This is a genomic window from Streptomyces sp. NPDC057877 (genome assembly GCF_042796855.1).
Lineage (GTDB): Bacteria > Actinomycetota > Actinomycetes > Streptomycetales > Streptomycetaceae > Streptomyces.
Genome location: NZ_JBHVMS010000014.1, coordinates 134581 through 146770, shown reverse-complemented (window position 1 = coordinate 146770; position 12190 = coordinate 134581). Strand labels below are relative to the sequence as shown.

General features: G+C 72.5%; 8 protein-coding genes and 1 pseudogene. 4 read left to right on the top strand and 5 right to left on the bottom strand.

All coding sequences use genetic code 11. From position 1 onward, the window contains the following. Positions 1-93 precede the first annotated feature (93 nt). Positions 94-1287: an elongation factor Tu gene (tuf, locus tag ACFVQG_RS35145; protein ID WP_383391634.1), complete on the top strand. Its 1194-nt coding sequence runs from the start codon at positions 94-96 to the stop codon at positions 1285-1287. Between the two features lie 135 nt (positions 1288-1422). After that, a complete protein-coding gene (locus ACFVQG_RS35140; protein ID WP_383391632.1) occupies positions 1423-2763 on the top strand; it encodes a hypothetical protein in 1341 nt (446 codons plus the stop codon). 63 nt (positions 2764-2826) lie between these two features. On the opposite strand, the gene ACFVQG_RS35135 is transcribed toward ACFVQG_RS35140, so the two are convergent. Next, the gene (locus tag ACFVQG_RS35135) at positions 2827-4179 is read right to left on the bottom strand and encodes an alpha-lytic protease prodomain-containing protein (RefSeq protein WP_383391630.1); all 1353 of its coding nucleotides are present in this window, start codon (positions 4177-4179) and stop codon (positions 2827-2829) included. Between the two features lie 124 nt (positions 4180-4303). After that, positions 4304-5221: a LysR substrate-binding domain-containing protein gene (locus tag ACFVQG_RS35130; protein ID WP_383391628.1), complete on the bottom strand. Its 918-nt coding sequence runs from the start codon at positions 5219-5221 to the stop codon at positions 4304-4306. A 224-nt stretch (positions 5222-5445) separates the two neighbouring features. Between ACFVQG_RS35130 and ACFVQG_RS35125 the strand changes: the two genes are divergently transcribed. Both ACFVQG_RS35125 and ACFVQG_RS35120 read left to right on the top strand, forming a co-directional pair. Next, entirely contained in the window at positions 5446-6516 is a 1071-nt protein-coding gene (locus ACFVQG_RS35125; RefSeq protein ID WP_383391785.1) for an acyltransferase family protein, read from the top strand. A gap of 148 nt (positions 6517-6664) precedes the next feature. Next, positions 6665-6916: pseudogene (locus ACFVQG_RS35120) on the top strand (Scr1 family TA system antitoxin-like transcriptional regulator); the annotation flags it as partial. Positions 6917-6987: 71 nt separating this feature from the next. On the opposite strand, the gene ACFVQG_RS35115 reads toward ACFVQG_RS35120, so the two are convergent. The 3 genes from ACFVQG_RS35115 to ACFVQG_RS35105 all read right to left on the bottom strand — a co-directional run bounded on the left by ACFVQG_RS35115 (position 6988) and on the right by ACFVQG_RS35105 (position 12161). After that, complete coding sequence (locus tag ACFVQG_RS35115; protein ID WP_383391626.1) at positions 6988-7518, bottom strand: hypothetical protein; 531 nt, start codon at positions 7516-7518, stop codon at positions 6988-6990. 81 nt (positions 7519-7599) lie between these two features. After that, positions 7600-9141 (bottom strand): hypothetical protein, encoded by a 1542-nt coding sequence (locus ACFVQG_RS35110; protein ID WP_383391624.1) that lies wholly within the window; start codon positions 9139-9141, stop codon positions 7600-7602. Positions 9142-9230: 89 nt separating this feature from the next. Further along, positions 9231-12161, bottom strand: a complete 2931-nt coding sequence (locus tag ACFVQG_RS35105) for a BTAD domain-containing putative transcriptional regulator (RefSeq protein WP_383391622.1) — start codon at positions 12159-12161, stop codon at positions 9231-9233. Positions 12162-12190: the final 29 nt, after the last annotated feature.

The following is a 12190-nucleotide window of genomic DNA, read 5'->3' as shown; positions in this document are numbered from 1 at the left end:
TGGCGGAATGGCCCGAGGCCCGGGACCTAACAGCAAAGATCACCTGGCGCCGTTGAAGTAAGGCGTACAGAACCACTCCACAGGAGGACCCCAGTGGCGAAGGCGAAGTTCGAGCGGACTAAGCCGCACGTCAACATCGGCACCATCGGTCACATCGACCACGGTAAGACGACCCTCACGGCCGCCATTACCAAGGTGCTGCACGACGCGTACCCGGACCTGAACGAGGCCACCCCGTTCGACAACATCGACAAGGCGCCGGAGGAGCGTCAGCGCGGTATCACCATCTCCATCGCGCACGTCGAGTACCAGACCGAGGCGCGTCACTACGCCCACGTCGACTGCCCGGGTCACGCGGACTACATCAAGAACATGATCACGGGTGCGGCGCAGATGGACGGCGCCATCCTCGTGGTCGCCGCCACCGACGGCCCGATGCCGCAGACCAAGGAGCACGTGCTCCTGGCCCGCCAGGTCGGCGTGCCGTACATCGTCGTCGCCCTGAACAAGGCCGACATGGTGGACGACGAGGAGATCATGGAGCTCGTCGAGCTCGAGGTCCGTGAGCTGCTCTCCGAGTACGAGTTCCCGGGCGACGACCTGCCGGTCGTCCGTGTCTCCGCGCTCAAGGCCCTCGAGGGCGAGCAGGAGTGGGTCGACTCCGTCCTCAACCTGATGAAGGCTGTCGACGAGTCCATCCCGCAGCCCGAGCGTGACATCGACAAGCCGTTCCTGATGCCGATCGAGGACGTCTTCACGATCACCGGTCGCGGTACGGTCGTCACCGGCCGTATCGAGCGTGGTGTCCTCAAGGTCAACGAGACCGTCGACATCATCGGCATCAAGACCGAGAAGACCACCACCACGGTCACCGGCATCGAGATGTTCCGCAAGCTGCTCGACGAGGGCCAGGCCGGTGAGAACGTCGGTCTGCTGCTCCGCGGCATCAAGCGCGAGGACGTCGAGCGCGGCCAGTGCATCATCAAGCCGGGCTCTGTCACCCCGCACACCGAGTTCGAGGCCCAGGCCTACATCCTGTCGAAGGACGAGGGTGGCCGTCACACCCCCTTCTTCAACAACTACCGCCCGCAGTTCTACTTCCGTACGACTGACGTGACCGGTGTCGTGCACCTCCCCGAGGGCACCGAGATGGTCATGCCGGGCGACAACACCGAGATGCGCGTCGAGCTGATCCAGCCCGTCGCCATGGAGGAGGGCCTGAAGTTCGCCATCCGTGAGGGTGGTCGGACCGTGGGCGCCGGCCAGGTCACCAAGATCGTCAAGTAAGTACCGCTTGCTTGGTCGTCTGACCTGAGTGCTCGAAAGGGCCCGTACGACTTCGGTCGTACGGGCCCTTTTGCCGTGTACGCGGGGACCTTCGGCCCCGGCGCCACGCGGGCGCGCTCGTCGAGAGTGGGGGGCGTGGAGTCACCCCTACGCCGGGCACGCGGCCCCCGCGCCGCGCTGCTCCTTCTGCTCGCCGCCCTGCTCGCCCTCCTGCTGCCCGCCTCCCCGGCGGTCGCGAGCGCCGCGGACGAGAAACCGGTCACCCTCACCCTCTTCTGGGGCGACGGCTGTCCCAAGTGCAAGTCCGAGCGCGCCTTCCTGGAGGACTTCGGCGCGGACCACCCGGATCTGGAGATCGTCCAGTACGAGGTCTGGAACGACACCGGCAACCGCGGTCTGTTCAAGGAGTACGCCGACCGGCACGGCATCAAGGCCACCGCGGTCCCCGCCACCTTCGTGGGCGAACGGGCCTGGGTCGGCTGGACCGACGCCATTGAGGCCGACCTGCGCAAGGTCCTGGAAGGGGCGCTGCGGGGCGAGCCGGTGCCCAAGGGGGTCTACGGCACCGGCGGATCGTCGTCGACGTGCGACATCACCGAGAAGTGCGAGGTGCGCGAGGAGAGCAACAAGGTCGACGTACCGTTCGTCGGGACCGTGGAGCTGGCCGACGACTCGCTGGTCGTCTCCACCCTGGTGATCGGCTTCGTCGACGGCATCAACCCCTGCTCGCTGTGGGCCATCTCGATTCTGCTGGCGATCGTGCTGCGTACCGGGAGCCGACGCCGGGTGGCCGCGGTGGGCACGGTGTTCCTGCTGGTCACCGCCGGGATGTACGCGGTCTACATGGCCGGTATCTACAGCGCCCTGACCGTCGTGGGCTATCTGGACGCGATCCAGGTCGGCATCGCGGTGGCGGCCGGTGTCTTCGGGGTGCTGAGCGTCAAGGACTACTTCTGGTTCCGCAAGGGCGCGACCCTGTCCATCCCGGAGGGCCGCAAGCCCGCGCTGTACAAGCGGATGCGGGACATCGCCCTGCACCGCTCGCTGCTGCCCGCGCTGGCGGCGACGACCGCGCTCGCGGTGGCCGTGTCGCTGCTGGAGACGCCGTGCACGGCGGGCTTCCCGGTGATGTGGACGGGCATGCTGGCCGCGCAGGACGTGCCGTTCGCGGAGGCGGCGGGGCTGTACGGGCTCTACATGATCCCGTTCCTCGTCGACGAGTTCCTGGTGTTCGGCGTGGCCGTGGTGACCATGCGGGCGGCGAAGCTCCAGGAGAAGCACGGGCGGCTGCTGAAGCTGGTCAGCGGGACGGTCATGCTGGCGCTGGCCGGGGTGATGGTGACGGCGCCCGAGGTGATGGAGGACGTGGTCGGGGCGACGGTGGTCTTCCTGGGGGCGCTGCTGCTGGCGGTCGGCGTGCACCTGGTGACACGGGCCTTCGCGCGCAAGGGCGAGGCGGAACTGCCCGTGACCTGAGAACGCGGAACGAAGGGGCCCGTACGAGTGATGGCGTACGGGCCCCTTCGCCGTGTGGTGCGGTTACGCCCGCTGCCAGAGGGCGGGCACGTTCGGGGGCTCCCAGCCCGCCTGTGCCTGGTGGCCCTGGAGGCAGCGGTAGGTGGCGCCACCGTAGGTCACCGTGTCGCCGGGCTGGTAGACGGTACCGGCGGCCCAGGTGCCGCCGGGGTCGCCCGGGTCGCCGGGGTCACTGGTCGTCGTCTTCAGGGTGAGGCCGTAGTTCTGCAGGAGCGGGTTGATCGGCTGGTAGAAGGTGGTGCCGCCGCTCGAGCAGTTGCCCGAGCCGCCCGAGGTGACGCCCTGGGCCTGGCTGCCGGAGATGTAGGAGCCGCCGGAGTCGCCGGGCTCGGCGCACACGGTGGTGCGGGTGACGCCGGAGATGGTGCCCTCGGGGTAGGTGACGCTGGTGTTGTGCTGCTGGATGGTGCCGCAGTGCCAGCCGGTGGTGGACCCGGAGCGGCACACCGAGGCGCCGACGGGCGCCTGGGTGGACCCGGTGACCTGGACGTTCTGCCCGCCCGCACCCTTCACGTACGGGGTCGCCGTCCACTGGGAGTTGGTGGCGACCCAGGCCATGTCCAGGCCGGGGAAGGTGGAGGCCTGGAAGGTGCCCTGCGCGACCCGGTTGTGGCCGCTGGTGCTGGCCCCGGCCCGGCCGCAGTGACCGGCGGTGGCGAAGCCCTGCTGGGTGCCGCGGGTGACCGGGAAGCCGATCGAGCAGCGGCCGCTGTTGTTGATGTAGTACGCCTCGCCGCCGCGCAGGTCGTACAGCGGGCGGGGCCGCTCGGCGGACTTGGCCACGCGGGCGAGGGAGGCGTCGACGCCCGCGGCGCGCAGCAGGTCGTGGGCGGCGGAGGGCCGTATCGCCTGGACGACGAGGGAGTTGCTGCGGACGTCGACGTACCAGACGGGGGTGTCGGTGGTGTCGTGGCTCTGGGCGGCCCGGTCGAGGCGGGACCTGGCGGCGTCGAGCGTGGCCAGGGAGTGGGCTACGACGGTGGCGTGGGCGCCTTGCTTCTTGATGGCGGCGGTGTCGGCGGGGTCGGTGGTGGCGACGGTGAGGGTGCCGGAGTCGGCGCCCCGCACCCAGGCGCCCGCGAAGTCGGCGCCGAGGGCGGCGCGCAGGCGGCCCGCGGTGGCGCCCGCCTCGGCCTCGTTGGCGAGGCGCCGTTCGGCCTGCGGGGCGGTGAGCCCGAGGTCGCGCTGCAGGGCGCCGAGGAGGGCGGGCGGGGCCTGGTCGGTGCGGAGGGTGTCGGCGGCGGTACGGGTCTCACCGGCGTTCGCGGTGCCGGTGAGACCGGTGAGACTCGTGAGCAGGAGGGCACCGGTGGCCGCGGCGGCGGCGCAGGCGGCTCTGGTGTGGCGTCGGAGCATGGGGGAGGTCTCTCCTCGGTTTCGGGGTCTCCGCGGGGAGGCGCTGCGAGAGCTACGGAGGTGCCGAAACCGTAGGGAGGGCGGATCCGTGGGCGTAAGGAATCAGTTGGCCCCCTGCCCGGCGTTATGGAGGGGATACGGCCAGCTCGGGGTGGGCGGCGCGGGCCTGGGCGAGGACGCGGGCGGCGGCGTCGGGGGACTGGACCGCCGGGTGCCAGCCCAGCAGATGCCGCCAGGTGAGCGGCGTACCGGCGAGAGGGCGGACGGTGATGCCGGGGGTGCCGGGGAAGGTGGCCCGGCACAGTCCGACCGCCCGGCCCACCTGCGCGAGGTGGACGCAGGACGCGGTGTCCGTCTCGTACAGGCGCCGTGGGGTGAACCCGGCGCGGGCGCAGGCGGCGGTGAAGCAGTCGCCGAAGCAACTGTCGCCGGGGACGCAGGCCCACTCCTCGTCGGCGAGGTCGGCGAGGTCGATCTGGTGGGCGTGGGCCAGGGGGTGCTGTTCGGCGAGCATCACGCACACCGGGTCCACGGCGATTTCCCGCCAGGTCAGCCGGTCGGGGCCGGGTGGGGGAGCGGAGCCGCAGGCGCCGGTGAGGGCGTAGTCGAGGCGGCCCTCGGTGAGCAGGTCGGCCAGTTCGCGCTCGGACCAGGAGGTGCGGGTGGTGACGTCGGTGCCGGGGGCGGTGCGGGCGAGGCGGTCGACGAGGGCGCCGAGGAGGGGGCCGTGGGTGGAGCCGATGCGCAGGCGGGGGGTGTGCCTGTGCTGGGGGGCGTGGGCGAAGCGGGTCGCCTCCTGCTGCAGCTCGGTGACGGCGGGCAGCAGGATGCGGGTCCGCTCCAGGACGAGTTCACCGAGGGCGGTGGCGCGCACGCCGTACCGGTGGCGTTCGAAGAGGGGGCCGCCGAGGGTGCGTTCGATGCGCTTGAGCTGTGCGCTGAGCGCGGGTTGTGCGAGGCCGAGCGCGGTGGCGGCCCGGGTGAGGCTGCCCGCGTCGGCGATGGCGCGGACGGTTCTGAGATGGCGCAACTCCAGCTCCATGAGGGGAGCTTGGAGGGTGGGCGGGGGCGAGGCAAGGGTTTGGTACGGACCAGCGTGGGACGAGTTGTGGAGAAAGGGTCCACCTGCGTGTGAATTCGCGTGTTCCCGGGCGGTGGGCGAGGGGTGTACCCCCTAGCGTGCTGTGGGTGTTCCGTGGATCGTCCGTAGCGGCGCGTGGTGTCGCGCTCGCCGACCGCCGCCCCGCCGTCTCCTTCCCGCCGCCGGTGCCCACCGCCCGTGGCCGACCCCGCCTCTATGTGCTCGACGGAATCCGGCTGGCCGCGGCGCTGATGGTGGTCCTGCACCACTACGTCGGCACCCGCCGGGTCAACGAGCCGGGCAACCCGGTCTGGGACCGCCCGGTCTCGGAGATCGTGCCGACGTGGTTCCGGCTGACGTCGTTCGGCTGGATCGGCGTGGAGATCTTCTTCGTCATCAGCGGCTTCGTGATCTGCATGTCGTGCTGGGGGCGGACGCCGAGGCAGTTCTTCGTGTCACGGGTGATCCGGCTGTACCCGGCCTACTGGTTCGCGGTCTTCTTCACCACGGCGGTCGTGACGCTGCTCCCCGGGGTCTGGGAACGGCTCCCGGTCCGGGAGGTGCTCCTGAACCTGACGATGCTGCAACAGGGCTCCGGGGTGCCGCACGTGGACCTCGTGTACTGGACGCTCTGGTCGGAACTGCGGTTCTACCTGCTGTTCATGGTGGTGGTGGCGGTCGGGCTGACGTACCGGCGCGTGGTGGTGTTCTGCTGCGTGTGGGGCGCCGCGGCGATGCTCGCGCCGGTCTCCGAGTTCCCGCTGCTGGTCCTGGTCGCCAATCCGACCGGCGCGTGGTTCTTCATCGCCGGGCTCGCGCTCTACCTGATGTACCGCTTCGGGCAGGACCTGCTGTTGTGGGGGATCCTCGGGATGGCCTATCTGATGGGCCAGTTGGAGCTGGGGGAGCGGGCGGCGTACGAGCAGGTCAGCAGCTGGCGGGGCGCCGTGCTGATCTATACGGCGTTCCTGCTGGTGATGGTGGCCGTCGCGCTCGGGTACACCGACCGGGTGCGGTGGCGGTGGCTGGTGACGGCCGGGTGTCTGACGTACCCGCTGTATCTGACGCACTACGCCGCCGGGACGGCCCTGATCGCGCGGTTGCGGGACGTGGTCGATCCGCGGTTGCTGGTGGTGGGGTTGATCGCGGGGTTCCTGGTGTTGAGCTGGGGGGTTCACCGGTGGGTGGAGCGGCCGGTGGGGCGGGTGGTCAAGCGGGGGTTGGACGCGTCGTTCGCTCGGGTTCGGGGGGTGTGAGGGGGCCTCCCACGGTCGCCGCCTACCAGCCCAGGTCGTACGTCGGAGGCGTCCTCGCGGGACCCGGCCCCGCACAGGGCGCAGCGATTGCCACTCCATGGCCGTGACGAACGCCCCGTCCTGCGTCCGCTGGATCTCCGGCAGACGACCGGGGACGATCCATGTGCTGGAAGAGGCGCCGCCGCGGAGGCCCACCGGGGGCACACTGGTGTGGCGACGGCAGCTCGAACGGCTGCCGGAGGCGGGGCAGCTGCGTGACGTCGTGCTCCAGGTGACGCCGCTCGACTGCGAGACGCACTCCGGCCTTGACGGCAGGATCGAACTGCTGAAGTTCGTGGACGGCACGGCGGTGGGGCGTTCGGACGGGGCCTGCAACGGCCGCCCTGCGACGGAACCCGAGTTTCCTGTGGTGCGGAGCCCGGGGCGGGCGGTCCGCGGTGATCCGAGTCGGTGCGGTGGGTTGTACGCCGTCTATCCGCCAGGGGCGGTCTGCCAGCGGTGCACGATGCCGCCCGACGGGTCCACGCCGAAGATCACCATTCCGGCTCCGTGGTCCACCACCGACGGGATCCCGACGCTGACGCGGGCTCTCGGCGGTGGGCCCGTCGCCTCCGCCGCCTCCGCCAGCAGGGCGCGTGCCTTGGACTCGGCCTGGTCGTAGCGGTCGGGGAAGGCGGAACGCTGGACCTTCTGGGCCGTCTGGCCCGCCGTGAGGTGGGGGTGCTGCTGCTCCACCCGGACGGCGCGGGTGAAGAACTGCTCCGCCGCGTACGGGACGTGCAGGATCTGCTCGGGGGTGCCCCAGCCCTGGCTCGGGCGTTGCTGGAAGACGCCCAGGGAGTCGCGGTCGCCGCAACGCAGGTTGTTCATGTGGGACTCGACCCAGCCCGCCTCGAACCCGGCGAGCATCACCTTGTCGGAGACGCCGAGGCGGCGGCCGACGCCGTACACCGCCTTCGTCACTTCGAGGTCGCGGTCGGGTGGGACGTGGCACGGTGCCATCGTGGTGTTCCTCTCGACGTGAAGGGGTGGGTGGGCGGGCCCCCGTGCGCCCCGCCCACCCACGATCTCGGCCTCAGCGGCTCAGGGATGGCTGACGTCCTGGGCGAGGTTGCCGCCCATGTCCACCCATGTGTCGTTCCAGGCGTGACCGTGCTCGGGGCCGCGCTGCCAGGTGTGCGTCACCCGGCCCTCCGGGTCGCGGCCGAACACCGAGAGGTCGCCGCTGGGGTTGAGGACCACGGCCGGGTCGTCCGTGAGCCGTCCGTGCAAGGGGGCCCAGTCGGACCAGGGGCCGCCGGTGCCGGTCTGCCAGCGGTGGTGCAGGGCCTTGTCGGCGCCCCGGGCGAAGAGGACCATGCCGCCGTCCCGGCCGACGAGGGCCGTGGGGCGGCCCTGGATGGCGCCGCCCATGTCGGCCCAGGAGTCGTTCCAGGCGTGGCCTTGCTCCGGGCCGTGCTGCCAGGTGTGGGTCACCCGGCCGTCCGGGTCGCGGGCGAAGACCGACAGCGCGCCGTTCGGGCTGAGCAGTACCACCGGGTCGCTCGTCAGCCGTCCGCCCAGCGGGCTCCAGTCGGACCAGGGGCCGCCGGTGCCGGTCTGCCAGCGGTGGTGCAGGGCGTCGTCGGTGCCCCGGGCGAAGAGGACCATGCCGCCGTCGCGGCCGACCAGTGCCGTGGGGCGGCCCCGGACCGAGCCGCCCATGTCGGCCCACGACGCGTTCCAGGCGTGGCCCTGTTCCGGGCCGTGCTGCCAGGTGTGGGTCACCCGGCCGTCCGGGTCGCGGGCGAAGACCGACAGCGCGCCGTTCGGGCTGAGCAGCACCGCCGGGTCACTCGCCAGCCGCCCGCCCAGGGACACCCAGTCCGGCGCCCACTCGCCCGCCTCCGACTGCCAGGTGTGCCACAACGCCCCGTCGGCACCCCGCACGAACACCGCGAGCTTGCCGTAGCGGCCGACCAGCGCCCAGGGTCGCCCCACCGCCCCGGGCGACGGGCGTCCCAGGGGCGTCCAGTCCGACCAGGCCCCGCCCGCCCGGTGCTGCCAGCGGTGCGCCACCTCGCCCGAGCCCTCGACGCCGGACACCACCATGCCCGCGCCGTGGTCCACCACCGACGGCACCCCGACACTCACCCGGGGCGCGGCCCGGCCCGGCTCGGTCCACCAGGTGGTCTCCTTGCGGGCGCCCGCCCAGCCGAAGCTGAAGTGGACGTGGTCGGTGTGCGGGCTGCGGCCGGTGTACGGGGTCCAGCCCTCGTGCGCCCGGTACGACTCCCAGATCCGCCGGTTCCAAATCATGTACATGATCCCGAAGCGGCGGGCCAGGGCGTGCGGGTTGCCGTGCCGGTCGGTGGCCAGGAGCCAGTTCAGGAGGTCGGCGGCCAGGTGTTCCTGGGTGTGCACGTCCACGCCCCAGTCCCAGGCGCGGCCCTCCTTGTGCTCACTGACCCCCGGCGCGTCGCACGACCTGCCGATGCCCAGGCTCCGGGTGACCGGGTAGGCGGCCAGCACCAGTTCGCGGAAGGCGAGCAGTCCCGGCTTGGCCGTGGGGTCGCAGCCCTGCTGGCCCTCGTACGGCGCGTACGGGTCGATGTGGGGACCGAAGTCGGGGGCGGTGGGCGGCATGAGGGGGCTCCAGGACTCGCGTCGTGCCGTCGGCGCCTTCGCCTCCGGCCTCTCCTGAACCACTGTCGCGACCCGCCCTCTCACCCCGGTCACGCCTCGGTCACTCCCGTCCGCGCCAGCCGGGCCGGGCTCGCCGCCGTCCGCCGGTGGGTCCCGCGCGCGATGCCGAGGGCCATCGCCACACCGTCCTCGGCCGTCGCGCCCCGCTGCCACGCCTCGGCGTACGCCTCCTCCGTCAGGTGTTCCCGTACGCACGCCCGGGTGCGGGTGTGGAGTACGGCGAAGGGGCGCAGGCCGGTGATGTTCGCCCCGGTCACCTGGCGATGACGGTGCGCCGCCCCCAGGACGACGGCCGAACCCTCGTACTGCCCGAGGGCGGCCAGCGTCCAGGCCAGGGTCTCCAGCATCCAGGCGGGGCCCCAGTTGTCGTCGATGGCGCGCTGCCGTACGAGCGCGTCGCACAGCGGTATGAGGCCCTTGGACGGCTCGCCGTGCAGCAGCTCGGTCAGCGCGACGCACCACTGGGCCCAGGTGTGCGCCCAGTCGGCACCGGCCGCCTCGGCCTCGGCGACGTACGTCTCGCACGCGGCGCGGGCCTGCTCGCGGTCGCCGAGAAAGGCGGCGGCCATCGCCCAGAACATGGTGGCCATGTGGGCGTCGCCGGTGAGGCCGTGGGTGAGCAACTCCTCGCGTGCCCCCGCCAGTTGTGCGATGCACGCGGGATCGGCAGGTACCAGCAGCGCGTACACCCCCTCGACGTAGGCGACCGGCGGGGCCTTCGCCTCGCCGAGGGTCGCGTGGCACTCGGCGAGGAGGGCGCGGGCCGCCGCGTGATCGCCCTGGAGGATCGCGATGAACGCCTTGAGCGCCGCCACCGACACCCTCAGCTCACCGAGGGCCGGATCCGTCGGGTCGAGCAGTGCGGACAGGCGTTCGATCCAGCCGCGGGCCTCCCCGAGTGTGCTGCTGACGAACCAGGAGCGGGCCCGCGTCAGATCGACGGTGATGGCCGCCCCGGCCGGAGCCCGGCCCGGCTGGACGCGGCAGAAGTCGAGCGCGGAGCGCAGATTGGGCAGCTCCCGGCGCAGCCGCAGCAGCCAGCCGGTCTCGCCGGGGCCGAACCACTCGTCGGCGGCCCGGGCGGCGAGTGCCTGGTAGTAGTCGCTGTGCCGGAGCAGCAGGGCGGTGGCGTCGCCCCGCGCGCGCAGCCGGTCGGCGCCGTACTGGCGGATGGTCTCCAGCAGCCGGTAGCGGGTGACCGTGCCGGGGCGGCCCACCGTGGCGACGGATTCGGTGGTGACGACGGACTTGTGGACCAGGCCGTCGAGCAGGTCCAGTACGTCGTCCCGCGCGATGCCCTCGCCCGCGCACACCGCCTCGGCGGCCGGGAGGTCGAAGCCGCCGACGAAGACCGACAACCGGGTCCACAGCAGGCGCTCCCCGGGGGTGCACAGGCTGTGGCTCCAGTCCATGACGCCGCGCAGGGTGTGCCGGTAGCGGCTGGCGGCGGGCCCGGGCCCGGGGGCCTGGTGGCTGGGGGCGGCCAGCAGGCGGAAACGGTCCTCCAGGCGTTCCAGCACCTCCGCCACGGTCAGCGCGCTCAGCCGGACCGCCGCGAGTTCGATGGCCAGCGGGATGCCGTCCAGGCGTCTGCACAGTTCGGCCGCCTCGGCGTGGTCTCCGGCGCCGGTGTGCAGGCTGGCCGAGGAGGCCGCCGCCCGGTCGGCCAGCAGCCTGAGCGCCTCGCTCGGGGTGCCGTCGGGACCGTCCCGGAGCGTCAGACAGGGCACCGGCATCAGGTGTTCGCCCGGCACGCCGAGCCGCTCCCGGCTGGTGGCCAGCACCCGCAGCTCCGGGGCGGCCCGCAGCAGCCGCAGCACCAGCGCCGCCACGGCCGCCGTCAGATGCTCGCAGTTGTCCAGTACGAGGAGCAGTCGCCGCGCGCCGAGATGCTCGGCCACCGCGTCGGCGGCGGAGCGCGTGGACTGGTCGCGCAGCCCCAGCGACTCGGCGACCGCCCGCGCCACCAGTGCCGGGTCGGTGACGGCCGCGAGGTCCACCAGCCACACCCCGTCGGGGCAGCCGGACCCCGGGCGCCGGGCGACGCGCAGCGCCAGGCGGGTCTTGCCGACCCCGCCCACGCCGGTCAGCGTGACCAGCCGGGAGCGGCCCAACAGCCGCCGGACCTGCGCCAGTTCGCGCTCGCGCCCGATGAAGGACGTGGTCTCGGCGGGCAGGTTGCCGACTCCTCCCGCGCCCATCGCCGGAGGGCGCGTGAGGTCGGGGGCCGCTGTCAGCATCCGCTGGTGCAGGGTCTTCAGCTCGCTGCCGGGGTCGATGCCCAGCTCCTCGGCGAGGACCGCGCTGACCTCGTGGAAGCAGCGCAGCGCCTCGCCCTGTCGGCCGCACTGGTAGAGGGCGAGCATGCGCTGCGCCCAGAAGCGTTCCCGCAGCGGATGGGTCCGGGTCAGCGCACGCAGCTCCGGCAGGACGTCGGCGGGGCGCCCGCACCGGATCATGGCGTCGATCCAGGCCTCCCGCGCGGCGAGCCGCTGCTCGCACAGGGCCGGGATCACATCGGCGAACCGCTCCTGCGGCAGGTCCGCCAGCGGCTCGCCCCGCCACAGCGCGAGCGCCTCGCCGAGCAGCCCCGCCGCCCGCTGCGGCCGGTCCTCGGCGAGCGCGGCACCGCCCTCCCGGACGAGCGCGGTGAACCGGTGGGCGTCCAGGGCGTCCGCGGTGCCCACGCGCAGCACATAGCCGCCGTGCTCGGTGCGCACCGCCTCCGGGCCGAGGGCCCTGCGCAGCCGTAGCACGTAGTTCTGCACGGCGTTGCGGGCCCCGCGCGGGGGGTCCTGCCCCCACAACCGGTCCACCAGGTCGGCCATCGGGACGACATGGCCGAGGTCGATGAGCAGGGCCACCAGCAGCGTGCGCAGCTGGGCCGCGCCGAGGCTCACCCGCGCCCCGTCGCGGGTGACCGTCAGCGGCCCGAGAATCCCGAAATCGTACTGTCCCATTCACATGACGCTAGTACGCGGAGTAACCG